Source organism: Sulfitobacter sabulilitoris, from assembly GCF_005887615.1.
Taxonomy (GTDB): domain Bacteria; phylum Pseudomonadota; class Alphaproteobacteria; order Rhodobacterales; family Rhodobacteraceae; genus Sulfitobacter_E; species Sulfitobacter_E sabulilitoris.
Window position 1 is genome coordinate 299,320 of the sequence record NZ_VANS01000001.1, and the last position, 22,937, is coordinate 322,256.

General features: G+C 66.3%; 23 protein-coding genes and 1 tRNA gene. 7 read left to right on the plus strand and 17 right to left on the minus strand.

Annotated elements, in window-relative coordinates; translation table 11 throughout:
- Positions 1 to 206 precede the first annotated feature (206 nt).
- Positions 207 to 902 (plus strand): DUF1223 domain-containing protein, encoded by a 696-nt coding sequence (locus FDT80_RS01340; RefSeq protein WP_138660444.1) that lies wholly within the window; start codon positions 207 to 209, stop codon positions 900 to 902.
- 44 nt (positions 903 to 946) lie between these two features.
- Here the strand turns inward: FDT80_RS01340 and FDT80_RS01345 are convergent, their stop codons facing one another.
- The 6 genes from FDT80_RS01345 to purB all read right to left on the minus strand — a co-directional run bounded on the left by FDT80_RS01345 (position 947) and on the right by purB (position 6,447).
- Positions 947 to 1,837 (minus strand): lysophospholipid acyltransferase family protein, encoded by an 891-nt coding sequence (locus tag FDT80_RS01345; protein ID WP_138660445.1) that lies wholly within the window; start codon positions 1,835 to 1,837, stop codon positions 947 to 949.
- 44 nt (positions 1,838 to 1,881) lie between these two features.
- Complete coding sequence (locus tag FDT80_RS01350; RefSeq protein WP_138660446.1) at positions 1,882 to 2,787, minus strand: DMT family transporter; 906 nt, start codon at positions 2,785 to 2,787, stop codon at positions 1,882 to 1,884.
- A 262-nt stretch (positions 2,788 to 3,049) separates the two neighbouring features.
- On the minus strand, positions 3,050 to 4,120 hold the full coding sequence (locus FDT80_RS01355; protein ID WP_138660447.1) for a flagellar motor switch protein FliG: 1,071 nt from the start codon (positions 4,118 to 4,120) through the stop codon (positions 3,050 to 3,052).
- Between the two features lie 74 nt (positions 4,121 to 4,194).
- The gene (locus FDT80_RS01360; RefSeq protein WP_138660448.1) at positions 4,195 to 4,716 is read right to left on the minus strand and encodes a tetratricopeptide repeat protein; all 522 of its coding nucleotides are present in this window, start codon (positions 4,714 to 4,716) and stop codon (positions 4,195 to 4,197) included.
- Between the two features lie 107 nt (positions 4,717 to 4,823).
- Positions 4,824 to 4,982, minus strand: coding sequence for a hypothetical protein (locus tag FDT80_RS18800; RefSeq protein WP_170311756.1), 159 nt, complete (start codon positions 4,980 to 4,982; stop codon positions 4,824 to 4,826).
- Between the two features lie 160 nt (positions 4,983 to 5,142).
- Positions 5,143 to 6,447: an adenylosuccinate lyase gene (gene purB / locus FDT80_RS01365; protein WP_138660449.1), complete on the minus strand. Its 1,305-nt coding sequence runs from the start codon at positions 6,445 to 6,447 to the stop codon at positions 5,143 to 5,145.
- 114 nt (positions 6,448 to 6,561) lie between these two features.
- On the opposite strand from purB, the gene FDT80_RS01370 reads away from it, so the two are divergent.
- The gene (locus FDT80_RS01370) at positions 6,562 to 7,023 is read left to right on the plus strand and encodes a DUF6314 family protein (RefSeq protein ID WP_246039794.1); all 462 of its coding nucleotides are present in this window, start codon (positions 6,562 to 6,564) and stop codon (positions 7,021 to 7,023) included.
- Between the two features lie 125 nt (positions 7,024 to 7,148).
- Here FDT80_RS01370 and FDT80_RS01375 read toward each other — a convergent pair whose 3' ends face one another.
- Complete coding sequence (locus FDT80_RS01375; RefSeq protein ID WP_138660450.1) at positions 7,149 to 8,363, minus strand: bifunctional alpha/beta hydrolase/OsmC family protein; 1,215 nt, start codon at positions 8,361 to 8,363, stop codon at positions 7,149 to 7,151.
- 259 nt (positions 8,364 to 8,622) lie between these two features.
- Complete coding sequence (gene dddP / locus FDT80_RS01380; protein WP_138660451.1) at positions 8,623 to 9,966, minus strand: dimethylsulfonioproprionate lyase DddP; 1,344 nt, start codon at positions 9,964 to 9,966, stop codon at positions 8,623 to 8,625.
- Between the two features lie 132 nt (positions 9,967 to 10,098).
- On the opposite strand from dddP, the gene FDT80_RS01385 reads away from it, so the two are divergent.
- On the plus strand, positions 10,099 to 10,851 hold the full coding sequence (locus FDT80_RS01385; protein WP_138660452.1) for a heme-dependent oxidative N-demethylase family protein: 753 nt from the start codon (positions 10,099 to 10,101) through the stop codon (positions 10,849 to 10,851).
- 5 nt (positions 10,852 to 10,856) lie between these two features.
- Here FDT80_RS01385 and FDT80_RS01390 read toward each other — a convergent pair whose 3' ends face one another.
- The 5 genes from FDT80_RS01390 to FDT80_RS01410 form a co-directional block, all read right to left on the minus strand.
- Positions 10,857 to 11,717 (minus strand): hypothetical protein, encoded by an 861-nt coding sequence (locus tag FDT80_RS01390; RefSeq protein WP_138660453.1) that lies wholly within the window; start codon positions 11,715 to 11,717, stop codon positions 10,857 to 10,859.
- Positions 11,718 to 11,955: 238 nt separating this feature from the next.
- Entirely contained in the window at positions 11,956 to 12,762 is an 807-nt protein-coding gene (locus FDT80_RS01395) for a lytic murein transglycosylase (protein WP_138660454.1), read from the minus strand.
- 142 nt (positions 12,763 to 12,904) lie between these two features.
- Positions 12,905 to 14,080 carry a hypothetical protein gene (locus FDT80_RS01400; protein ID WP_138660455.1) on the minus strand — a complete coding sequence of 392 codons (1,176 nt, stop codon included), beginning with the start codon at positions 14,078 to 14,080 and terminating at the stop codon, positions 12,905 to 12,907.
- Positions 14,081 to 14,438: 358 nt separating this feature from the next.
- Positions 14,439 to 15,842, minus strand: a complete 1,404-nt coding sequence (gene glnA, locus FDT80_RS01405; RefSeq protein ID WP_138660456.1) for a type I glutamate--ammonia ligase — start codon at positions 15,840 to 15,842, stop codon at positions 14,439 to 14,441.
- 51 nt (positions 15,843 to 15,893) lie between these two features.
- Positions 15,894 to 16,232, minus strand: coding sequence for a P-II family nitrogen regulator (locus FDT80_RS01410; RefSeq protein WP_138660457.1), 339 nt, complete (start codon positions 16,230 to 16,232; stop codon positions 15,894 to 15,896).
- A gap of 169 nt (positions 16,233 to 16,401) precedes the next feature.
- Between FDT80_RS01410 and FDT80_RS01415 the strand changes: the two genes are divergently transcribed.
- A complete protein-coding gene (locus FDT80_RS01415) occupies positions 16,402 to 18,108 on the plus strand; it encodes an NAD(P)H-hydrate dehydratase (protein WP_138660458.1) in 1,707 nt (568 codons plus the stop codon).
- Here FDT80_RS01415 and FDT80_RS01420 read toward each other — a convergent pair.
- The gene (locus FDT80_RS01420) at positions 18,105 to 18,626 is read right to left on the minus strand and encodes a Hint domain-containing protein (RefSeq protein WP_138660459.1); all 522 of its coding nucleotides are present in this window, start codon (positions 18,624 to 18,626) and stop codon (positions 18,105 to 18,107) included. The genes FDT80_RS01415 and FDT80_RS01420 overlap by 4 nt on opposite strands.
- Before the next feature lie 151 nt (positions 18,627 to 18,777).
- Between FDT80_RS01420 and FDT80_RS01425 the strand changes: the two genes are divergently transcribed.
- Positions 18,778 to 18,862: transfer RNA gene (locus FDT80_RS01425), tRNA-Leu, on the plus strand.
- Positions 18,863 to 18,905: 43 nt separating this feature from the next.
- On the opposite strand, the gene FDT80_RS01430 is transcribed toward FDT80_RS01425, so the two are convergent.
- Genes FDT80_RS01430 through FDT80_RS01440 form a run of 3 tightly spaced genes read right to left on the minus strand, consistent with a single transcriptional unit; the run spans position 18,906 to position 20,135 of the window.
- Positions 18,906 to 19,208 carry a hypothetical protein gene (locus FDT80_RS01430; protein WP_138660460.1) on the minus strand — a complete coding sequence of 101 codons (303 nt, stop codon included), beginning with the start codon at positions 19,206 to 19,208 and terminating at the stop codon, positions 18,906 to 18,908.
- The gene (locus tag FDT80_RS01435; protein ID WP_138660461.1) at positions 19,205 to 19,765 is read right to left on the minus strand and encodes a DUF2953 domain-containing protein; all 561 of its coding nucleotides are present in this window, start codon (positions 19,763 to 19,765) and stop codon (positions 19,205 to 19,207) included. The genes FDT80_RS01430 and FDT80_RS01435 overlap by 4 nt, the downstream gene beginning before the upstream one ends.
- Before the next feature lies 1 nt (position 19,766).
- Positions 19,767 to 20,135 (minus strand): spore germination protein GerW family protein, encoded by a 369-nt coding sequence (locus FDT80_RS01440; RefSeq protein ID WP_138660462.1) that lies wholly within the window; start codon positions 20,133 to 20,135, stop codon positions 19,767 to 19,769.
- A 340-nt stretch (positions 20,136 to 20,475) separates the two neighbouring features.
- Here FDT80_RS01440 and FDT80_RS01445 point away from each other — a divergent pair, with 340 nt between their 5' ends.
- On the plus strand, positions 20,476 to 21,336 hold the full coding sequence (locus FDT80_RS01445; protein WP_170311757.1) for a type IV pili methyl-accepting chemotaxis transducer N-terminal domain-containing protein: 861 nt from the start codon (positions 20,476 to 20,478) through the stop codon (positions 21,334 to 21,336).
- A 165-nt stretch (positions 21,337 to 21,501) separates the two neighbouring features.
- Entirely contained in the window at positions 21,502 to 22,833 is a 1,332-nt protein-coding gene (tig, locus tag FDT80_RS01450; RefSeq protein WP_138660464.1) for a trigger factor, read from the plus strand.
- Positions 22,834 to 22,937 lie beyond the last annotated feature (104 nt).

Below are 22,937 nucleotides of genomic sequence, written 5' to 3' on the forward strand. Positions count from 1 at the left end.
GTCGCGGATCAACTCAAATCCCGGGTTCTGCGTCATTTTGTATACCATTGTGTACCGAGTTGCGCGCACGACCGCACCACATTCCGGCGGAACGTGCGCTGAGGCACAGTTTGGTCGCGCAGGTCTCAAGAAACCTTGATTGGTTATTTCAGGACCGCGAGAGTACCTAGGAACCACGCCCCGAAATGAAACAGCAGCGGAATGACATGAAAAGACTGGTTCTCGCCTTCGCGGCACTATGGTTGACTGCCGCACCCGCCTTTGCGCAAGGCTCGCCGGTCGTGGTCGAACTCTTTACCTCGCAGGGCTGTTCGTCCTGTCCGCCGGCGGATGAGATCCTGCATGAACTGGCCAAGCGGGACGATGTGATCGCGCTCGCGTTGCATGTGGATTACTGGGACTATATCGGCTGGAAGGACGAATTCGCCGACCCCGCCCATGCCGAGCGGCAACGCGCCTATGCGCGCGTGGCGGGGCGCCGGTCGATCTACACCCCGCAGATGATCGTGAACGGAAAGACCGACATCGTCGGCGCCAAGCCGATGAAGCTGATGGAGGCGATCGCCGCGCACAAGGCGAATGCGCCCCGCGCGACCGTCGCCCTGACCCGCAGCGGGGATACGATCACGATCGATGCGCGGCGGCTTGATCCGACCGTGGGGCCGATGGACGTGATGATGCTTCGCTATACACCCGAACGCGAAAGCCGGATCAGCAGGGGCGAGAACGCGGGCAAGACCATCACCTATGCCAACGTCACCCAAGGGCTGACGATGGTGGGAAAATGGGACGGACGCGAGGCGCTGACCCTGACGGCGCAGGCACCCGGCGATGCGCCGGTGGCGGTGTTGCTGCAGGCAAGCGGCACGGGGCCGATCCATGCTGCGGCGGCGCTCGACTGAGCAGAGGCGCCTGCGGGGCCCGCAACGCCCGGCTCAGACGTGCCTCAGTTGTCGTGGATCCGCCAGCGGCGGTGCACCCAGAACCATTGCGTCGGGTCCGCCTCGATCCGGGCGCCGAGGCTGTCGTTCAGCGCCTGTGTCATCGCGCGCGGATCGGTACCGCTGACCGGCGCTTCGAGAACGGCATCGAACGACAGGCCGTCGGCGCGCCGGATGCCGTAGAACGGGATCAGCAGCGCATCATAGCGCAAGGCCAATTCCGCCGCCGAGAGCGCCGTATTCGCGGGTTGGCCGAGAAAATCCAACGGCGGCGCGCCGAACACATGCTGGTCGAACAGCAGCACCAACTGCCCCCCGGCCTTGAGGTGGCGCACGAACCCGGCCGTGCCGCGACGCCCTTGCGGGAACACCGGGCCGCCGAACGCTTCCATCGTCTTGACGTAATGCGCGTTGAAATAGGGGTTCGCCATATCGCGGTACAGCCCGCCGATATCAAAGCCGCGCGCGACGAGCGCCGCGCGCGTCGCCTCGTAGTTGCCGTAGTGACCGGTGACCAGGATCACAGGCTGTCGCTTGGCCGCCGCGCGCTCAAGGGCGGCCAAACCGGGCCCCTGCGGCACGACACCGGCCATGCGTTGCGGGAAATCGCGGGCCGAATAGTTTTCGATGAAGGTGCGGCCCGCGTTGTTGAGGCATCGCCCCGCGATGGCCCGGCGGCGGCGGGCGGGCATGTCGGGATAGATCATCGCCAGATTGTCGATTGCGCGCCTGCGGTAGCCCGCCAACGGCCCCAGCCCGTGTTGCACGACCCATCCCACCAGCCGGACGCGGGCGGCATAGGGCAGCAGCAGCGCCAGCCGGATGATGCCGACGATCACAAGGTTGCTGACGTAGTGGCCGATCCGGCGCGGCAGGGGGGAAGGGGTGTCAGACATCTGTCGGTCGCGGGCCTTGATCCGGGGCGCGGCAGGCGGAGCGCCTAGCGCCGTTGCCGTTCGCGGTGCCAGACATACAGACCCGTCGCCGCGATCACAAGCGCGCCCAGCAGCGTCAGCGCATCCGGCACCTCGCCGAAAAACGAAACCCCCCAGAGCGTTGCAAACACCAGTCCGAGGTAGTTGAACGGCGCCAGCAGACCCGCCTGCGCGGCGCTGAGCGCGCGGATCAGCAGCAGTTGCCCCAAGGTGCCGAAGCCCGCGATCATGGCCATCTGCACCGCTTCGCGCGGGCCGGGCGCGACCCAGACGAAGGGAATCGCCACACTCAGCAGCAGCGATCCCACAAGCCCGGTATAGAACAGCGATGTCCATACGTCCTCATCCGCGCCGACGCGGCGGGTCAGCAGGGTATAGGCGGCAAAGCAGATCGCCGCGGCAAGCGGCAGGAGCGCGGCGGGGGTGAACGCCCCGGTGCCGGGGCGGATGATCAGCAGGGCGCCCACCAACGCCACGGCGATGGCGATCAGGCGGCGGCGTCCCATCGGTTCGCCAAGAAACAGCGTCGCGCCAAGGGCGATCAGCATCGGGTTGATGTTCATCACCGCCGCCGCTTCGGCCAATTCGATATGCGCGAGGCCGGAAAAGAAAAAGAACGTGGCGCTCATCAACAGGACTGACCGGCCAAGATGCAGCGGCAGGTAACGTGTCTGCGCGACCTGCCGCAACCGGGGGGCCACCAGAACCAGCACGAACAGCATCTGCCCCGCGTAGCGCGCCCAGAGCGCGGGCAGAGTGCCAAGTTCGGGCGTTACGGCCTTGACCGAGGCATCCATGCCCGAGAAACACAGCACCGCGCCGATCATCAAGGCGATCGCCCCTGTCGGGGCCGCGGGAATGGGACGCGGCGGCGGCGGGGCCACGGTGGGCGGTGTCGGGGTCAGGGTCATGCAACGGGCTTAGGGCGCGGCGCGGCATCTGTCCAGCGATGTGATCGCGCCCGGCGGTGAGACCGCCAACGCGGAAATTTCCCTGCGCCGGACCCGTCAATGCACCGCAGGGGCGTGCCGGGCCCGCGCGGTTCGGGGATCGGAGCGGGAGCGCCGTGCCTGCCCCAACCGGGTCTTGCCGATCCGCAAGGCCGCCGCACCGAGAGGCACGGCGCGGCGCCCGTCCACCCTTTGGCCAGGCCGGCGCCGGATCCATCGCGGCTCAGCCGTCCGCCTCGTCCTCCGGCACCACGAGCAGCAGGTCGCCCGCCGCCTCCATCCTCCGGATCACCGATACCATGGTGGCCATCGCCTCCTCCACCTCGGTCGTCTTCAGCTTGCCGGCCTCGCCCATCTCTTCACGCAGCTGATCGGCCATGCGGCCCGACATGTTTTCCAGGATGAACTCCGCCGTGTCGGCCAGGCCCGCGGCCTCTGCCCCGGCAAGGGCGGTGACAAGCTGCGCCTGATCGACTTCGCGCAGAACGCGCGGAATGTCGCGCGGGGCGATCCGTTGGGGGATGTTGGCGAAGGTAAAGATCGCGCGGCGCACCAGATCGGCAAAGCCCGCGTCGGTTTCGTCAAGTCCTTCTAGAACATCGTCGCGGGTGATCGAGGTCGAGGAATTGAGGATCGCCCCCACCCGTTCGACCGGGTCGTTGTCGAAGGCCCGCAGCGGTTGCGCGTCGAGTTGGCTGGCCAGCGACAGGCCGATCCGATCCACCGCGTCGGGCGTGACGGCCCCTGTCTGCGACACGGCGTAGGTGATGCGCCGGGCGTCCGGCCCCGGCAGTCGACCCAGCAATTCCGCCGCGGCCGAGACATCGAGCTTGGACAGCAGAACGGCCCCGACCTCGATGCTTTCGGTTTGCAGAACCGGCAGAAGGCGATCGACCTCAAGGCCACGCAGCCGCGTCCACGGATCGCCGGAGGCCCGCACGCCCGCCTCCTTGCGCAGCCGGTCGGCGGTGCGGCGCGAAATCTTGCCATCCAGCGCGTCAAGCGCGCCCGCGATCCCGCCGGGAAAGGACAGGCCGATCCGCTCCAGCTCTTGCGAGAATTCGTCGACCACGTCGGCCAATGTGTCGCGGTCCACCAGGCGCATCGATCCCATCTGCTTGGTCAGATGCGCCTGCAACTCCTCCGGCAGGTCCTCGAGCGGGATATCCGCGCCTTCGTTCAGCAGCAGCCGCACGACGATGGCGGCCTTTGCCCGACGGCTCAGCCGTGGTGCGGCGCCGCCCAGGGCCCCCGGCAAGGGCGCAAGGCCGTCCATCGGAATCATCTGTGTCATCTTTGCCCGCCTCGGAATGATGTGTCCGACTGTGTGGCAGGCAAAGGTGAAGTTTCTCTGAAACCCGGCGCGGTTCAGTAGCTGTAGGTGGTGCCGGTCGCAATCGCGTTGCGCAGCGACGTCTCGGCCCATGTTCCGGTGCCGCCCTGCGCGCGGATCGCCCGCAACTGCCCCATCGCCCCGGCGACATCGCCCGCCTCGACCATGCCCTGACCCATGTAGGACCGGGCCAGGATATTGCCGGGATTGCGCGCGATCGCCCTGGAATAGAACACATCGGCCAGGCCTGTATTGCCCAGCTTGCGATGCGTGAACCCCATGTACGTCAGGCGGCGGTCGTCGTTTTCCGGCAGCGCCGCCAGCAGCATCTGCGCGTCGTGATAGCGCCCGGCATAGGCGAGCTGGCGCACGCCCTGATAGACCTCGTCCGCATCCAGATGGTCGTTGAAGGCGTTTTTGCAGGTGCCGGTCTTGTCGTCATATATTTCGCCCGAGGTGCACCCCTTGGTCGGTTTGGGCGGCGCGGTTTCATCGCCGCCACCGGCGGCAAACAGGCCGGTGGGGCAGATCAGGGCGGCAGCAAGAAGAAAACGCATGGAACACTCTCCGGAACAATGTGACTGCGCAAAAAATAGCGCAGCCTTACGAAGGGTAAAGCTGCGCGGCAGTCACGTTTTCGTTTTCCGCCCTGTCGGCGGTTGGCCTAGCTGTTGACGGAGGTCACGCAGGTGCCGGTCGCGGCGTCGTAGGTGGTTCCCTCGGCGCAGGACATCGCCTGACGGTCATAGGAACAGCCCTGCGCAAGGCTGAGTGTCGGGGCCAGTGCAAGTGCGACTGTGACGGCAAGGGTCTTGAAGGACATGACGATGCTCCCTGTCTGAAAAACACTTTGTGCGATTGCCAGACAGGGTAGCAAGAATTGCCGTAGGGTCAACTAAAACCACTTCGCAGGGCAGGGCGCGGGGCCGATCGACCGCCGAACGCCGCCGAATGAACGGCGGTCGATCCCGATGTCGGGATCCTCAGTCCTTGAACACCCGCTTGAAAATCGTGTCCACATGCTTGGTGTGATAACCGAGATCGAATTTCTCCTCGATCTGCTCGGCGCTCAGGGCCCTGAGCACATCGGCATCGCCCAGAAGTTCGGTCTTGAAGTCCTTGCCGTCTTCCCAGACCTTCATCGCGTTGCGCTGCACCAGCTTGTAGGCATCCTCGCGGCTGACCCCGGCCTGTGTCAGCGCCAGCAGCACCCGCTGGCTCATGACAAGGCCGCGGAACTTGTTCATGTTGGCCAGCATGTTGTCGGGATAGATCACCAGCCTGTCGATCACGCCGGTCAGACGCGACAGGGCGAAATCCAGGGTGATCGTGGTGTCGGGTCCGATGTTGCGCTCCACGCTCGAGTGCGAGATGTCGCGTTCGTGCCACAGGGCGACATTTTCCAGCGCCGGCACCACCGACATGCGCACCAGGCGCGCCAGGCCCGTCAGGTTTTCGGTCAGCACCGGATTGCGCTTGTGCGGCATCGCGCTCGATCCCTTTTGGCCGGCGGAAAAGAACTCCTCCGCCTCGAGCACTTCGGTACGCTGCATGTGGCGAATTTCGATCGCGATGTTCTCGATACTGCTCGACACCACGCCGAGAGCCGCGAAAAAGGCCGCGTGACGGTCGCGCGGGATCACCTGCGTGCTGATCGGCTCGGGCTCGAGCCCCAGTTTCCTGCAGACGTGCTCCTCGACGGCGGGGTCGATGTTGGCAAAGGTGCCGACGGCACCGGAAATCGCCCCGGTCGCGATCTCGCTGCGGGCCACGCGCAGGCGGGTCAGGTTCCGGTCCATTTCGGCGTAGAACCGCGCGAAGGTCAGGCCCATCGTGGTCGGTTCCGCGTGGATGCCGTGGCTGCGCCCGATCCGGACGGTGTCCTTGTGCTCCAGCGCCCGGCGCTTGAGGGCGGCCAAAAGCCCCTCCATATCCGCGATGAGAATGTCGGCGGCGCGGGTCAACTGCACGTTGAAGCAGGTATCGAGCACATCCGAGCTTGTCATGCCCTGGTGCACGAAGCGCGCCTCGTCGCTGCCCACGTGCTCGGCCAGATGCGTCAGAAAGGCGATCACGTCATGCTTGGTGACGGCCTCGATTTCGTCGATGCGGGCCACGTCGAACTCGACATCCTTGGCTTTCCACACCGCGTCGGCATTGGCGCGCGGGATCACACCCAGATCGGCCATCGCGTCGCAGGCGTGGGCCTCGATCTCGTACCAGATGCGGAACTTGGTCTCGGGCGACCAGATCGCGACCATTTCGGGGCGGGAATAACGCGGGATCATGGGCAAAGACCTTTTTGACAGTGTGTTCATCGGTTGCGCAGGCTCTTAAACTGACCTGTAGCGCACCACAAGGCACCCACCCGCGAAATGCGGCCAGGGGCAACACGAGGGATCATGGATCACGACGACACAGATAACGACGCCGACACCCGAGACACCCGAGACACCCGCGATGTCCGCGCGCGCGTATTGGCGGATTTCGAGGGCCGCTGGCGGATCGAGCGCCGCATCACGCAGCACGATGGCCCGCCCGCGCGGTTCGACGGGCAGGCGGTCTGGTCGCCGGAGGGCGACGCCCTGCGCTATGTGGAACGCGGTGAACTGCGGATCGAGGGGCAGCGCGCGATGCAGGCCGAGCGGCGCTACCTGTGGCGGGCCGATCTGAGCGTCTGGTTCGAGGATGGGCAGTTTTTTCACCTGGTCCCCCCCGGCGGCGGCGATGCGGCGCATTGGTGCGCCCCCGATGCGTACGATGTGTCCTATGACTTCGCACTCTGGCCCCGGTTTCGCGTCGTCTGGCGGGTGCGCGGCCCGCGCAAGGATTACACGATGACCAGCACCTACGCGCCGCTGTGAGTGGCGGTGATCCGGCGGAGAGGCGCCGCCGGGCGGCGGCGCCTCGTTTCATTCCGGGTGCCCGTGGCACCGCGAGCCCATGGGCTCAGCCCTCTGCGCGTGGGCCCCGCGCTGCGGCGGTCGCGTCAGGCGACGAGTTCGGTGAGCACCGTCGAACTGCGTTCCAGCGTGCGGTGAACGGGGCATTTGTCGGCGATCTCCAGCAGTTTGCGGCGCTGGGTGTCGTCGAGCGGACCGCGCAGCGTGATGCGTCGGCGCCAGGTGTCGATCTTGTCGCCCACGCCGGTGTCGGCATCCTGCGCGTGGACCTTGTCGTGGCTGACATCGACCGAGACATGCTCCAGCCGCCAGCCCTTGCGGCGGGCGTACATGCGGATCGTCATCGAGGTGCACGCCCCCAGACCCGCCGACAGCAGACCGTAGGGGGTCAGCCCGCGGTTGGTGCCGCCATAGGCCAGCGGTTCGTCGGCGAGCAGGTGGTGCGACGGACCCGATGACACGTCCTGAAGATAGCCGTCGGGGTCTGCCTCGGACACGCGCACGATGCCTTCGGGGGCGCCGGGAGGCGGGGCCGGTGCCCTGAGCGGGATGTAGCGGCGCGCCCAAGTGGCCATCACGTCGGCGGCATATTCCGCATCCTCGGCCCGGCTGATCAGGTGATCGGCCCCGTCCAGCGTGACAAAGCTCTTGGGGTGCCTTGCGGCAAGGAAAATCTCGCTGGCATTGTCGATGCCGACGATGGCGTCGCGCGGCGCGTGCAGGATCAGGAGCGCCGCATCGAGGTTGGAGATCGCCGGTGTCAGCGCGCCGGCAGCCACATCTTCGAGAAAGGCCTTGCCGATCTTGAAGGGCCGCCCGCCGAGCGACACCTCGGCCACGCCCTTGGCGATGATTTCGGGCAGGGCATCCGCGAAATTATGGGTCACGTGCTGCGGATCGAAGGGCGCGCCGATGGTCGCCACCGCCCTGATCTGCGGGATCTGCGATGCGGCCTTGAGCACGGCGGAGCCGCCAAGGCTGTGCCCGATGAGCAGGTCCGGCGGCAGGCCGCGCCCGTCGAGATAGCGGCAGGCGGCGATCAGGTCTTCGACGTTGGAGGTGAAGGAGGTATTGGCGAATTCGCCCTCGGAATGGCCCAGTCCGGTGAAATCGAACCGCAGGACCGCGATGCCCATCGTCGTCAGCCGCGCGGCGATGCGCCTTGCGGCGGGAATGTCCTTGCCGCAGGTAAAGCAATGCGCAAAGAGCGCCGTGGCCAGATGCGGGCCATCGGGCAGATCGAGCCGGGCGGCAAGCTCCGCGCCATCGTGGCCGGGAAAGGTGATGCGGTCGGTTGGCATGGCGCGGCTCCTGCGGTTTGGGATCAGAGTGGCGTTGACGCGGCGGGCCTGCAAGGGCTGTCACGGGCGGGTCACGAGGAGGTGACGGCGCGGGACCATCGAGAGCCCGTGCCGGCGACGGCGCTCCCGCAGGGCGACGGATAGGTGCGAAGGCTTGGCGCGATGGCCTGGCGGACCGCGCGGCGCAGCTTGGACCATGACGGGATCGCGGAGACAGGGCCGCGCCCGCGACATTGCCCGCGGACCCCGACAGGGTGGCTCAGGTTTGGCCCATCAACGCCGCGTCGAAGGGATAGGTGGTCAGGTTTTCGTAGCCGTCTTCCGTCACCAGCACCTGATCCTCCAGCTTGATCGAGAAATCGCCCCCCTCGGGCGAGATCAGCGCCTCGACACAGATCACCATGCCCGCTTCGAGCGGGTAGTCGAACGCGCCGTCCACCGCCTTGTCCGGGTAGGCGACCATCGGCCATTCGTCGCACAGGCCGACGCCATGCATCAGGCAGCCGTATTTCTGGGCCTGGAACTGCGGATCCAGCACATGGGTGCCCGCGGTCAGTTCGGGCATCGTGATGCCGGGGCGGAGCATGTCCATGTTGGTGCGGATGTGCTCCACCCCGTGCTGCATGGCATAAATCATGTCCGGGCGCGGCCGCCGGTCTCCGATCCACCAACTGCGCGAGATGTCGATGCAGATGCCGTAGGCTCCGACAAGGTCGGTATCGAAGCTGATGATCTCGTTGGGCTGGCAGATGCGCGGGCCGCATTCCTGAAACCACGGATTCGTGCGCGGGCCCGAGGCCAGCAGCCGGGTCTCGATCCATTCGCCGCCGCGGCGGATGTTCTCGGCATGCAGCACGGCCCAGACGTCGTCCTCGCAGGTGGAGCCGTCGCCCACATTTTCACGCGCGAATGTCTCCATCGCGCGCACCGAGGCCTCGCAGGCGTGATTGGCGCAGCGCATGGCCAAAATTTCGTCCGGGCCTTTGACGGCGCGCGACTTTTCGGTGACTTCCTCGCCATCCTCGATCGTCAGCCCCTGCGCCTCGAGCGCGCGCGCGCCGTGCAGCATGATCTTGTCCACCGCGATCCGGCGGTTGCCGGGGGCATGTTCGGCCAGCAGCACGCGCACTTCGTTGGCAAAGTCGTTCGCGGCGGGGTCGATCCGGTCGCCGTTGGAGAAATAAAACATCGACGCGCCGGACCGCTGTTCGCGCACCAGAGGGTTGAAACTGCTCAGGAACGGCGAATTCTTGTAGTCCCAGATCACCATGTAGCCATCGGCACAGAGCAGCACGGCACGGAACGGGTTGTGCGTGTTCCAAAGCTGCATGTTGGTGCTGTCGGTGGCGTAGCGGATATTGAGCGGGTCGAACATCAGCAGACCGGCATAGTCGCGCGCCACGACGTGCCGGGTCAGCCGGTCCCAGCGGTAGCGGCGCATCGCGGGCAGGTCGGGCGGCACCAGCCCCGCCGCCGCCCAGTCCTGGCGCGCCAGCAGGGTAGGGCCGATTTCGATGCGGTCGGCGTCATTGGGTGTGCCGTCGGGCAGCATCGGCCCTGCACCGGGGTCGATCTTGCGGGTGTCGCGGTAGTGTCGGTTCATGGCGGGCGCTCCGAAGGCAAGGGCGATGCGACAAGCCTGCGCTGAAACCGCCGCGCCCGTGCGACCGTTTCCGACGCTTTTCAATGTCGATTTTGGGCGGACAGCGGTGCGAAACTGACGTATGCGACGTGGATGGCCGCAATTCTACACTCCTCGCTTCCGCCCGAAATGGCCCGGCCGCGCCCTCTGCCGGGGGTTGCGCCGGCTGCCGCCGACGACTGGGTGCGGGTCGATGAAACCTATGCGCGACAGATGGCGCGCCGCGAGCAGCTGCTCGATCGGGCGCGCGCCGATGTGCTGTGGATGGGCGCGGATGCGCTCGACGCCGCGCAAGAGGTCCTGACCGAGGCGCTGGCGATCTTGCCGCGCCTGGGCTTTGCGGTCGGCCCCGAGATCGTGCGCTGCCCCGACGGGCGCCGCGTGACCCTGCGCCGCGAGGACCCATTGGGCACGCTGGGCCGGCTGGTGCAGGAAGACATCTGCATTCTTGAGAAGCGCCGCGACGAGCATGTTCTGACCGCGGCGGTGCTGTGCTTTCCGGCAAGCTGGCGGCTGGCGGACAAGGCCGGGCGACCGCTGGGGGCGATCCATGATCCGGTCGCGGCCTACGACGCCGATCTGGCGCGCCGGGTGCAGCGATTGTTCGACGGGGTGCGGCCGGGCCGCCCGCTCTGGCGGCACAACCGGCTATTGTACGCCGACCCCGAATTGCACCAGCCGTGGCGTTCCGGACCCGATGATGCGCCCGCGGCCTACCTGCGATCCGAACGGCAGTGTATCCTGCGGCTTGCGCGGACACGGGCGGTGGTGTTTTCGATCCACAGCTACGTCGTCGCGCTGGACGCGGCGCAATCTGAGGATGTCGCGCAAGATGTCGTCGGGTAGTCGGCTCAGAGCGGAAGCGCCGCCAGGGCCTCGGCCATCGCGCCGGTCGTCTCCAGCACCAGCATCAGCGCGCTGACCGCAACCGCCTGCGAGGTCAGGCGCAGGTTTTCGCCCTTGGTCAGGTTGATCGCCGCCACCGTCACTGCGACAGGTGCCGCCACAAAGGCCAGAACGCCCGTCATCCCCCAGGAACTGAGCCGCTGGATGTCGTTGTGTTCCGCCTCGGCCTGATCGGGAAATTCGGCGCGCAACTCCGCCATCGACGGGGTTTCGCGGAAGCGTTGGACAAGCCGCGCCTCCTGGGCGCGGGCGGCGCTGGCGCGTTCCGCGTCGCGGCACGACAGGCCACAGGCGCGCGCATCGATCCGGGCAAGGCGCGGCGCGCGCGACAGGCCGCCGCGGGCCGGGGCCACGCGGCGCGGGCGCGCAGGCCCCAGTGCCGCAAGAAAGGCGGGTCCGGTCAGCATCGCATCGGGCTGAAGCCATTGAACGTAATCGACATGGGTGGTGTGGATCATGCCGGCGACGGTCCCGGCAAGCGCGGCCTCCAGCGCAGGGATGTCGCACGGGTCGGCGGGCACCAGTCGCAGGACGATGCGCGTTTCGATGCTGGGATCCTGCGGTTGCGGCAGGGTGAACAGGTCGATCAGCAGAACCGCGGTCTCGCAGGTGATCTGCATTTGCGTTCCGCTCAGCCGGGTCATGCGTTCCATCCGCAGGCCGTGCTGGCCGATCAGTTGCGCGATCAACGCGCCGGTGTGGCCGATCTCTGTGCCGCAATGGCTGGTGTAGATCAGCGACGCGGTCATCTGGCCGATGGCGGTCTCGGCGCCCGGCGCCGTGGTGTTCTGTTCAGTCTGTGTCATCGCGACCTCCCCTCGGGTACGGGTTCACGCCATGGCAGCGGCGCGCGCCAAATGAATTGGCTGTTGCGACCAGTCTAGGGGCGGGACGTGACCGAAACCGGGCGCGACTGCGAAAGGTCGGACAAATTTAGACTGGGTGAAATCGCGGAAAGCGTCGAAAAAGATGACATTTGAATCAGTTTCGCCTTGTTTTCGCCTTTTGGCCGACGTGTGCGGAGCGTGGCGCAAAGCAGGCGCGTCAGCCGTCGATTCGGGCGGCCATGATGGCGATCGCCTGCTGATAGACGGTGGCGGCGTTCCACTGCTTGATGACGGCAAAGTTCGGCTCGCCCTCCTGGTAGCCAAGACCCGGCTGCCAGCCCTTCTGCCGCAGGAAATTGGCGGTGGAGGCCAGCGCATCGGTGATGTTGTAGAAATCGACCAGGCCATCGCCATTGGCATCCACACCATAGCGCAGGGCGTTGCCCGGCAGGAATTGCGTGTGCCCCAGCTCGCCGTGCTTGGCGCCCTTGGTGCCGGCGGTGATCGTGCCGCGATCAACCAGCGTCAGCGCGCCGATGGCGTGGGGGACAAAGAAATCCGACCGCCGGCAATCATAGGCCAGCGTCGCGATGGCCGACACCACCGCACTGTCGCCCATGAAGCCGCCAAAAGCCGTTTCCATGCCGTGAATCGCGATCAGCACACCGGCGGGCACGCCATATTGACGCTCCAGCGCCTGGTAGAAGGCGGCGTCGCGGGCGCGCCGTTTGCGGCCCTGCGCCACGATGGTGTCCGCGCCCCGGATCTGCATGAACTTCGGCAGTGAATAGCGAAAGGATTTCTGGTTGCGATCGGCGGCGATGGTCCGCGAGGCATACCGCGATTGCGCCAGCGCCTGAAGCCCGCGCTGGCCGACCCCGGCGCGCCGCGCCTCTGCGGCAAAGGCGGCCTTCCAGGTGTCGAACCCTGCCGCGGTATTGCCGCATGGCGCCGCCAGGGCGGCGGGCGGCGCGGCCAGAACGGCAAGCACAAGACAGGTTCGGCGAAACAGGGTCAGCGGCATGGCATCAAAGCCTCCGAAGCGATCACGGACGGCCCAGTATTGCCCGAAGGCGCGCATTCGTAAACGCCCGATTCCGATCGGAAGGCCACACGTCAGGCAACGGCATGCCGATGCGTTCGGATCCGGCGTGCCGCAGTCGGGGTCAGTCGCCCGTCGCGCTGCGCGATGCATCGAACGGGGCATCCGCGCTGGCGACATCGTTGCCGTTGCGGCCCAGCAGCGTTCCGGCGGCAGAGACCACCAACAACGCCGTGGCGGCCAGCATCACCGTCGGTGCGATCCGCGCAACCAGGCTGTGCTGCGCGGTGACGTGCCGTGGCTTCAGCGCGATCAAACCGCTCAGATCCGGATCGGGCAGTTTCGCCTCGGGGCGGTCGGTGGGCTGGCGCGCCGCGATCCGGCCGATGCGCGCCTGAAACCCTTGCAGCACGGGCGGCCGCGCGGGCGTCTTGGCCACGACGCGCACCGGCACCACGATCTGCGGCCAGAGCGACGCGACGATCCTGTCGGGACCGCCCGCCGCGTCCGGGTCGCGCCGGACATGCAGGGTCATTCCCGGCGCCGGGGCCAGCCGCGCGCCACGGCTCAGCGTGGCGCGGCCCGACAGATGCGCGCGCAGCAGGTTGATCAGGATTTCTTCCATCGCTGACAGGGACGCGTCCTGCGGCGCGCCTTCGAGCGTGAGGGTGCACCCGGTCAGGAGCGCGGCACCGTGTAGGGCAATGTCCTGTCCGCGCGCACCGCCGGGGCCGTCTCGCCAATCGCCGGATTCGGCCCGCACCAGCAGCGGTAGCGGCAGGTCGCCGTCATCGAGCGCGGCCAGATCCGCAGGCATCAGCACACGGTTCGCGGGGTATACATGCATCGCACCGGGTTGCGCACAGAGCGACACCGCATCGAGCAAACCGTGCAGCAGCCGCAGTTTTGTCGCGGCAGGGCAGGCGGGCGCGGTCCGCCAGGTGCTGGAAAGGTCGGTGCCGGTCTGCGGCGGCAAAGGGGCATCGCCATCGCCGACGTCGATCCGCAGGTGCGCGGCGTGCCCGTCGATGACCGCGCAGAGCGGTTCGGACGCCGTGTCCGGCAGGGCATCGCGCAGGGGCTGTTGCGGCGCGGGGGTGGCAACCACGCTGAGTGTCGCGTGCACATTCGCCCCGGTGATCACCGCGTAGCTGGTTGTGCTGAGCGGCGACAGGCTGAGCCGGGCCGCATTGTGCGCATCGCCCCGCGCGTTCAGAACCGCGAGGATCTTGTGCAGATCGAGCCGCGGTTTGGCCGCGTATAGCAATGTGGCGCCAAGGGCGAACGGCTGATTGGGCATGGCGGTACTCTGCGGATTGGAACAAGGGCGCGTGTCACCTGTGGTTGTCGGCCAAGGGCGGGGCGCGATTGTGGCCGACACATGATAAGACCGGGGCATATTGCGGGAAATATGAACAAAAAGCGGCGCGGCGCGCCGGCTGCGCAGGGGCTGTCGCGGGCTTGCGCCGCGCGCTGCACGGCCACGCTGGCGACCGGTGCGGCGTGCCCGCAACGGATCGGCCTGCGCACTGGCTGCGCAGAGGCCCCAACGCGTGCGCGCGGTGTGCCAAGGATTGCACCGGCGGGTCGCAAACGTGCTGCGGGCCCGGGAATTCACGCCCGGGCCCGCCACAGATTTTTCAGCAGTTACAGATGCTTCAGCAGCTGTAGTACATCTGGAATTCGACCGGGTGCGGCGTGTGCTCGTAGAGCTCGATCTCTTCCATCTTCAGGCCGATGTAGCCTTCGACCTGGCTGCGGGTGAACACGTCGCCGGCCAGCAGGAAGTCCATGTCCTTGCCCAGCTCGTCGATCGCCTCGCGCAGGCTGCCGCAGACGGTGGGGATGCCGGCCAGCTCTTCGGCGGGCAGGTCATAGAGGTTCTTGTCCATCGCCTCGCCCGGGTCGATCTTGTTCTGGATACCGTCCAGACCGGCCATCAGCAGCGCGGCAAAGCACAGGTAGGGGTTGGCCGAGGGATCGGGGAAGCGGGCCTCGACGCGCTTGGCCTTGGGGCTTTCGGTCCACGGGATCCGAACGCAACCCGAGCGGTTGCGCGCGGAATAGGCGCGCAGAACGGGGGCCTCGAAGCCGGGGATCAGGCGCTTGTAGCTGTTGGTGGACGGGTTGGTGAACGCGTTGAGAGCCTTGGCGTGGCTCAGGATGCCGCCGATGAAATACAGGGCTTCCTGGCTCAGATCGGCATATTTGTCGCCCGCGAAGACCGGCTTGCCGTCCTTCCAGATCGACATGTTGACATGCATGCCGGTGCCGTTGTCGCCCGCGATGGGCTTGGGCATGAAGGTGGCCGACTTGCCATAGGCGTGCGCCACGTTGTGGATGACGTACTTGTACTTCTGCAATTCGTCGGCCTGCTTGGTCAGGCTGTCGAAGATCAGGCCGAGTTCGTGCTGGCAGGACGCCACTTCGTGGTGGTGCTTGTCGACCTTCATGCCAAGGCGCTTCATGGTCGAGAGCATCTCGGCGCGCAGGTCCTGCGCCTCGTCGATCGGGTTGACCGGGAAATAGCCGCCCTTGACGCCGGGACGGTGGCCCATGTTGCCCATTTCATAGTCGGTATCGGTGTTCCAGGACGCGTCGGACGCATCAACTTCGTAGGATACCTTGTTGATCGAGTTGGAGTATTTCACGTTGTCGAACAGGAAGAACTCGGCCTCGGGACCCATGTAGGCGACATCGCCGATCCCGGTGGACTTGAGGTAGGCCTCGGCCTTCTGCGCGGTGCCGCGCGGGTCACGCTCGTAGGGTTCGTTGGTGTCGGGTTCGACCACGGAGCAATGCAGGCAAAGCGTCTTTTCGGCATAGAACGGATCGATATAGGCGCTGTCCTGATCCGGCATCAGCTTCATGTCGGAGGCTTCGATGGATTTCCAGCCCGCGATGGAGGAGCCGTCGAACATGAAACCTTCTTCAAGGAAATCCTCGTCCACGAGATCGGCCACGACGGTGACGTGCTGCAGCTTGCCGCGCGGGTCGGTGAAACGGATATCGACATAGTCGATGTCCTCGTCCTTGATCATCTTGATTACGTCAGTGCTCATTCTTGGGTGTCCCTCTTGGTTGGAATGGGTGTTGTATCTGGGTCTGTCGCGTCAGAGCGCGTCAGAGCCCGTCTCGCCGGTGCGGATGCGGATGGTTTGCTCCACCGGCGATACGAAAATCTTGCCGTCGCCGATTTTTTCGGTCTTGGCAGCGGCCACGATGGCGTCGATCGCGGCATCGACCTGATCGTCGTCAAGCACGACCTCGACTTTGACCTTGGGCAGGAAATCGACGACATATTCCGCGCCCCGGTACAGCTCGGTATGGCCTTTCTGGCGGCCAAAGCCCTTGACCTCGACGACCGACAGGCCTTGCACGCCAACCTCTTGCAGCGCTTCCTTGACTTCATCGAGCTTGAACGGCTTGATGATTGCTTCGATCTTTTTCATCGGGATCTCCTCACCACGTGATAGGCCTGCAAAGACCACTTTGGCGGGGACGGGTCCACCGGGGCCGGGCGCGTTGTCCCGACCGGGCAGAGAAAATGAAATCCTGACGCGCAAAACTTGGGCGACATGATTAAAAAAGCGGCGAAATGAAAACGTTGTGGGGGATCCGATGACCGAACTTCTGACTGCCGCGCAGATGCGTGCGCTGGAGCGCGCCGAAATCGAGTCGGGTGCGGTCACCGGGCTGGCGTTGATGGAGCGGGCCGGGCAGGGCGTGGTGGATGCGATTTTCGCACAGTGGCCCGAGTTGGCGGCCCCACTGAGCGCCGACACTGAAGAGGGCGCGGCGGCCGATGTGGCGCAGAGCCGCCGGCGCGCGATGGTGCTGTGCGGGCCGGGCAACAACGGCGGCGACGGCTTTGTCATCGCGCGCATGCTCAAGGCACGGGGGTGGGCCGTCGATACGTTCCTTTACGGCGATCCGGCCAGGTTGCCCCCGGATGCCAGGGCAAACCACGACCGCTGGGCGGCCGAGAACCCTGTGTCGCTGTTGGTCGCCGCGAACGTGCAGCGCGCCCCCCGCCCGGATCTGATCGTCGATGCGGTCTTCGGGATCGGCCTGACGCGGCCTGTGCCGCCTGAGGTGGACAAGGCGCTTGCGGCGGGCGGTGACGGTCGCGCCGCCAACCTGCCGGCGATCCGGCGGGTGGCGGTGGATTGTCCGTCCGGGCTAAACCTCGATACCGGCATGGTCCAAAGGGGCGGCGGCCCGGTCGATCCTGATTTCGGGCGCTGGCCGGCGACAGTGAGCATGGCCGACCTGACGGTGACATTCCACAGCCCCAAGCCGGGACATTACCTTGGGCAGGGGCCTGCGCTATGCGGTGTGCTCAAGGTCGTCGATATCGGTCTTGGCGGCGATGCGCTGGAACGGGGGATGATCGGCGTGCCACCCGACGCCGACCGCGTGCGGCTGGTGGAGCCGGTCCACATGGGCCGTCCGTTACCGGGACGGATCTGGCCCGGCGCGCTGATCGCCAAGGCGCGTCATGCGGGGCACAAATACGATCACGGGCATGTGGTGGTCTTTGCCGGCGGCGTGGGGCGCGGCGGGGCTGGGCGGATGGCGGCGCGCGCGGCGCTGCGCGTGGGCGCGGGGCTGGTCACGCTGGTCTGCCCACCTGCGGCGCTGCAGGAAAATGCTTGCCGGCTTGACGCCGTCATGCTGCGTGCGGTGCGCGGCCCGGAGCATTTGGGCGATGTGGCCGACGACCGCGTGACGGGCTTTGTGATCGGTCCCGGAATGGGGGTGTCGGAGCGGACGCGCGGGTTCGTGCGGTCCGTGTTGGCGCGCCGCGCCGGGGACCGGGATTGGCGCGATCCGGTGGTGGTGCTGGACGCCGATGGCTTGAGCAGTTTCGCCGCGGATCCGAAGTCGCTGTTCGAGTGGACCCATGCGCGCTGCGTCCTGACCCCGCATGACGGCGAATTCGCGCGGCTCTTTCCGGATCTTGCCCCATCGCGGCGCGGTGCGATGTCCAAGATCGACGCGGTGCGCGCGGCGGCGGACCGGGCGGGATGCGTGATCTTGCTGAAAGGCGCGGACACCGTGATCGCGCGTCCCGGCGGCGGCGCAAGCCTCCATGCTGCCGCCTATGACCGTGCGGCGCCGTGGCTGGCGACAGCCGGGGCGGGCGACGTGCTGGCAGGGTTGATTGCGGGGCTTTCCGCCTCCGGCTTGGCGGGCGATCTGTTCAACGTGGTCGAAGCGGCGGCCTGGCTGCATGTCGAGGCCGCGCGCAGTTTCGGCCCCGGCCTGATCGCCGAGGATCTGACCGAGGAATTGCCGAAGGTGTTGCGCGGGATCGGGCTTTAGGCGGCGTGAAGCACGGCCCCGCGGGCCCGCGCGCCATCCGCCGTCGCCAATTCGAGGCCGTCCGCATACAGGATATGCGGCCCGTCGCAGAAGATCTGGAACAATGTCTGGTCCTGCACGCCGAGGTCGGTGATGAATTCGCCGTCCACCAGCGCCCGTGCCGCCACCAGCGCGCGATCGGAGCTGAACAGTGCCTGCGCCCGCCAGTCGCGGATCAGCACCATCTGGTCGCCCGCCAGAAGCGCGTCGCGTTCGGGCCGGGTGTGCCCCAGCGATCCGGCGGCCAGCGCGATGGTGCGCATCCGGCGTGTGACGGTCTGGATGTGGTCGACTTTTGCGATACCGCTGTCGCGCGTGATCACCTTGTCGCCCTGCGACAGGAATTCCACCGGAATTTCGCCATCCAGGGTGAGCAGTGTGGTGCCCTTGATCAATCCCGTATCGAGATCGACATAGCGCGTGTATTGGCCCGTCTGCGGAATTTGCCCGCCAACGCGCCCGACCGTATTCGGTTTCATGGGCGTCTCTTTCTTGTCTAACCTGCCTCTAGGTTAGCAGCAGACTATGGCAAGAAAGGGTTAATGTCTTGCATTTTTTGCTCTCGCCACGGGGGGCCAGCTTTGATAGCACCACGCCAGTCGCGCGGATCACCTGATGCGTGCGGAGGATGCGGGTGTGGCGGAATTGGTAGACGCACCAGATTTAGGTTCTGGCGCCGCAAGGCGTGGGGGTTCGAGTCCCTTCACCCGCACCACGATCTCGACCCAGTTGGCTGGCCGGGCCGTCCTGCGGCGGGCTCAGGTCGCCTGACCTGGGTCAAAGCCGCGCGCGGCGTTGCGGAACCTTGCCACGACGCCCGGATGCATCCGCTCCAGCTGATCCAGGCTGATCGGGTCGCCCTGTGGCGTGGTGGCGTGCAGCCGGTCCCGCGACAGGAACAAAAACGCGACAGGCGCCTTGTGTCCGCGCGCCACGGTCATGCCGCTTATCCGCCGGGCGTGGGCGCTGCGGGTGCAGACGGCGGCCAGAACCGTGCCGCCGACCTTGAGCGGAGCATCGAGAACGTAGCCGGTTTTGCCGTCGCAGGTGGGGTCCGTCATGGTCTGGGGCCAAACATGCGCCAGGCCAGGCGCGCCAGAGGACCGACAAGGCGCAGCGGGACGAACGACACGCGAAGCTCGGCCTGCGCGTCGCAGACGGCACGGGTGAAGTCGGGTTCGACCGCGATGTCTGACGAGATCGGAAGCCGCAGCCCGTAGAGCAGCGGGCACAGCATGCCATAGGCTGCACCGGTATCCGCCGGATCGCCCGTGCCGAAGCGGCCCTTGACCGTCAGATCGTCGATCCGGAAAACGCGCATCAGGGCCGCGCCTTCGCGGCGCAGGGCGCGCGGCAGGCCGGCGGGCGGCCGCGGAATCGCAGACCGGTGCGCCGGCCGTGATCCCTGAGGCTTGCGCGACCGGCGCCTGGTGCTGTCATAGAGGCGCAAACGTGGCCAGCCCAGGGCGGTCGGGGCCAGGTGCACCTGTGCCACCCACCGCGGCGCGGTGCTCAGTCGACAGGCCGCGCCCCACCGCAGGATCAGCGCCAGAACGACTGCCGCGGCGAGCCCCGCAAGGATCACCCACAGACCGGTCCAGACAAGGCCCACGCCCATGTCAGCCTTCCTTTTCGGGCTCGCCGGTGCCGGGGCGCCCGGCGGTCGCCGATCCGACGGCGCGGGCGGCGGTTTCGCCCAGCACTTCCGCCAGACTGGTGATCGCGCCCTTGACCGCCTCGACGCGGGCGCCCTTGTCGTCAAAGATGATGGCGCCCAGCGGTTTGATCCCGCCACCGCCGCCCGTGCCGCTGCCGGAGCCGGATTTGCCCCCGGTCGATCCGCCCGCGCCAAAGCCGAAGCCGTAGCTGACGATCGGGATCACGGTGGATCCGCGCTTTTCGATCGGATCGCCCAACACGTTCTTGGCGTTCAGCAGGCGGTCCAACTCCTCCACCGTGCCTTTCAGCAGTCGCTCCACGTCTTCCATGAGGTTTCCTTTCTGCGGTTGCATCCGTCCAGTGCGGGCGGTGTCAGGACATACCGCGAATCGACGCTTTGGCGGTTGATCGGTGTCATCCGGTGGCCCGGACCGTTTGTCGTGCCGGTGGCGCGGCGTGCTCCGCACGGCGCCAACGGGCCGGCGCAAAGGGCGCTGATAACGTCATGTTAAGACAGCTGCCTTAGCTCTGGCCCAGCAGGGCGCAAAGCGAGGGCAGGGGCCGGATATGTCGATATTTCTTGCAGTCCGACTGACGGGCGTTTTGACGGGTGGTCGGCTGCCGCGCCCGTGGCCTTTGGCGTTGTTCGCGCGCTTTTGGCGGATCGGCGTGGCACATGCCTGCCTGGCATTGCTTTTGGCGGGCGCATGGCCATCTTCGGCCGTGTCGGGGGCGCCGGACGCCGCCGAGAATGCCAAGAACCACATCAATCTGGCGGCCCGTCAAAGAATGCTGTCGCAGCAGATGGCACGGGATGCCTGTTTCGTGATGGCGGGGATCGACGGCGACCGCTTCGCCGGCAAGGCGGTTGCGACGGTGCAACGCTTTGGCTCGACCCTGGCCGCGCTGCGGAGCGGCGATGAAAACCTGCGTCTGTTGCCGGAAACGGACCCGGCCGTGCTAGACGCGTTGACAGAGGTGGACGCGCTGTGGGCAACGCTGGGCCCTGCCGTTCTGCAGATCGCGGCGCATGACCTGCATTCCGTTCCGATGCGCCAGTTGATCGAACTGAACATGACGGTGTTGACGCGCCTTGAAGCCATGATGGTCGAGGTGCGGCGCGTTCATTCCGGCAGTGGCGAGGACGCGGCGGATTTTGCCGTCACGGTCAGCATCGCGGGCCGCCAGAGGATGTTGTCGCAAAAGATGTCCAAGGATCTGTGTTTGCTGATGCTGGATATCGATCCCGTCTCCACCCGGGCCGCGCTCGAGGAGAGCATAGTGCTGTTCGAGACATCGATGCGCGACTTGATGACCGGAGCGCCGGAGCGCGGTATCTTGCCGCCGCCGAAGGCGCAGGTCACGCGGCAGTTGGGCAAGGCCGACAAGGTGTGGCAGGATTTCCTGGTGTTGCTGCGGCGCAGTCTCGACACTCCCGACCAGTCGGATATCGACAGGGTCAGGCTGGCCAATCTCAGCAATCACCTGTTGCTTGAAATGAACAGCGCCGTGATGCGGTATCTCGAATAGCGGCGCGGGCGTGGCCGGTGCATGCCGATCCCGCCTGTGGGCCTGCGGTGGTGTCCGGCTTCACTTCCCAGTCGCGACCCCCTTGCGCCTTGGTCGCGGGGCACATAGAAGGGCGGAAATTTTACGCCCGCGCCCATCCGGCGCGCCTTATCCTATGGAGCACACATGCAGGTCACCGAGACGCTGAACGAAGGTCTGAAACGCGGCTACGCCATTACCGTCACCGCCGGCGAGCTGGAGGCGAAGGTCAACGAAAAGCTGGCCGAAGCGCAGCCTGAAGTCGAAATGAAGGGCTTTCGCAAGGGCAAGGTGCCGATGGCGCTGCTGAAAAAGCAGTTCGGTCAGAAGGTCATGGGCGAGGCGATGCAGGAAAGCATCGACGGCGCGATGAACGAGCATTTCGAGAAGTCAGGCGACCGCCCCGCGATGCAGCCCGAGGTCAAGATGACCAACGAGGACTGGAAGGAAGGCGACGACGTTCAGGTCGAGATGTCCTATGAGGCGCTGCCCGAGATCCCCGAACTGGACCTGAGCACGATCACGCTGGAGCGGATGGTCGTGAAGGCCGAGGATGCGGCCGTGGACGAAGCCCTGGCGAACCTGGCCGAGAGCGCGCAGGATTTCAAAGCCCGCAAGAAAGGGTCCAAGGCCAAGGACGGCGATCAGATCGTGATGGATTTCGTCGGCAAGGTCGACGGAGAGGCGTTCGAAGGCGGCGCGGCCGAGGATTATCCGCTGGTTCTGGGCTCCAATTCCTTCATTCCCGGCTTCGAAGAGCAGCTGGTGGGCGTGAAGGCGGGCGACGAGACGGCCGTGACCGTGTCCTTCCCCGAGGATTACCAGGCGCCGCATCTGGCCGGCAAGGAAGCCGTGTTCGACTGTACGATCAAGGAGGTGAAGGAACCCGTCGCCGCCGAGATCAACGACGAGTTGGCCACGAAGTTCGGCGCAGAGGATCTGGCCGCACTGAAGTCGCAGATCGCGGAACGCCTGGAGGCGGAATACGCCGGTGCCGCGCGCGCCGTGATGAAGCGCCACCTGCTGGATGCGCTGGACAAGATGGTGGATTTCGATCTGCCGCCGAGCCTGGTCGAGGCCGAAGCGGGCCAGATCGCGCACCAGTTGTGGCACGAGGACAACCCTGACGTGCAGGGCCACGACCACCCAGAGATCGAGACGACCGACGAGCACAAGACGCTGGCCACCCGCCGCGTGCGTCTGGGCTTGCTGCTGGCCGAACTGGGCCAGAAGTCCGAGGTTCAGGTGACCGATGCCGAGATGACGCAGGCGATCATGAGCCAGGCGCGTCAGTACCCCGGTCAGGAACGCCAGTTCTTTGAATTCGTGCAGCAAAACCAGCAGATGCAACAGCAACTGCGCGCGCCGCTGTTCGAGGACAAGGTTGTGGACCACGTGGTCGAACAGGCCACGGTGACCGAAAAAGAGGTCAGCAAAGACGAGCTTCAGAAGGCCGTCGAAGCGCTGGAAGACGAATAAGGCGATCGTCGTTCGGCCGGTGATCGGTGGGGCCGTACCTTGAGGGTGCGGCCCCTTTTTTGTGCGCCACGGCTTTGACGCGCCCGGATTTTTGGAAGAACCCG

Excerpts from the sequence above, each read along its gene's own strand:
- FDT80_RS01340 (WP_138660444.1), top strand. The coding sequence starts at position 207 with ATGAAAAGACTGGTTCTCGCCTTCGCGGCACTATGGTTGACTGCCGCA.
- FDT80_RS01345 (WP_138660445.1), bottom strand. The coding sequence starts at position 1,837 with ATGTCTGACACCCCTTCCCCCCTGCCGCGCCGGATCGGCCACTACGTC.
- FDT80_RS01350 (WP_138660446.1), bottom strand. The coding sequence starts at position 2,787 with ATGACCCTGACCCCGACACCGCCCACCGTGGCCCCGCCGCCGCCGCGT.
- FDT80_RS01355 (WP_138660447.1), bottom strand. The coding sequence starts at position 4,120 with ATGACACAGATGATTCCGATGGACGGCCTTGCGCCCTTGCCGGGGGCC.
- FDT80_RS01360 (WP_138660448.1), bottom strand. The coding sequence starts at position 4,716 with ATGCGTTTTCTTCTTGCTGCCGCCCTGATCTGCCCCACCGGCCTGTTT.
- FDT80_RS18800 (WP_170311756.1), bottom strand. The coding sequence starts at position 4,982 with ATGTCCTTCAAGACCCTTGCCGTCACAGTCGCACTTGCACTGGCCCCG.
- purB (WP_138660449.1), bottom strand. The coding sequence starts at position 6,447 with ATGATCCCGCGTTATTCCCGCCCCGAAATGGTCGCGATCTGGTCGCCC.
- FDT80_RS01370 (WP_246039794.1), top strand. The coding sequence starts at position 6,562 with ATGGATCACGACGACACAGATAACGACGCCGACACCCGAGACACCCGA.
- FDT80_RS01375 (WP_138660450.1), bottom strand. The coding sequence starts at position 8,363 with ATGCCAACCGACCGCATCACCTTTCCCGGCCACGATGGCGCGGAGCTT.
- dddP (WP_138660451.1), bottom strand. The coding sequence starts at position 9,966 with ATGAACCGACACTACCGCGACACCCGCAAGATCGACCCCGGTGCAGGG.
- FDT80_RS01385 (WP_138660452.1), top strand. The coding sequence starts at position 10,099 with ATGGCCGCAATTCTACACTCCTCGCTTCCGCCCGAAATGGCCCGGCCG.
- FDT80_RS01390 (WP_138660453.1), bottom strand. The coding sequence starts at position 11,717 with ATGACACAGACTGAACAGAACACCACGGCGCCGGGCGCCGAGACCGCC.
- FDT80_RS01395 (WP_138660454.1), bottom strand. The coding sequence starts at position 12,762 with ATGCCGCTGACCCTGTTTCGCCGAACCTGTCTTGTGCTTGCCGTTCTG.
- FDT80_RS01400 (WP_138660455.1), bottom strand. The coding sequence starts at position 14,080 with ATGCCCAATCAGCCGTTCGCCCTTGGCGCCACATTGCTATACGCGGCC.
- glnA (WP_138660456.1), bottom strand. The coding sequence starts at position 15,842 with ATGAGCACTGACGTAATCAAGATGATCAAGGACGAGGACATCGACTAT.
- FDT80_RS01410 (WP_138660457.1), bottom strand. The coding sequence starts at position 16,232 with ATGAAAAAGATCGAAGCAATCATCAAGCCGTTCAAGCTCGATGAAGTC.
- FDT80_RS01415 (WP_138660458.1), top strand. The coding sequence starts at position 16,402 with ATGACCGAACTTCTGACTGCCGCGCAGATGCGTGCGCTGGAGCGCGCC.
- FDT80_RS01420 (WP_138660459.1), bottom strand. The coding sequence starts at position 18,626 with ATGAAACCGAATACGGTCGGGCGCGTTGGCGGGCAAATTCCGCAGACG.
- FDT80_RS01430 (WP_138660460.1), bottom strand. The coding sequence starts at position 19,208 with ATGACGGACCCCACCTGCGACGGCAAAACCGGCTACGTTCTCGATGCT.
- FDT80_RS01435 (WP_138660461.1), bottom strand. The coding sequence starts at position 19,765 with ATGGGCGTGGGCCTTGTCTGGACCGGTCTGTGGGTGATCCTTGCGGGG.
- FDT80_RS01440 (WP_138660462.1), bottom strand. The coding sequence starts at position 20,135 with ATGGAAGACGTGGAGCGACTGCTGAAAGGCACGGTGGAGGAGTTGGAC.
- tig (WP_138660464.1), top strand. The coding sequence starts at position 21,502 with ATGCAGGTCACCGAGACGCTGAACGAAGGTCTGAAACGCGGCTACGCC.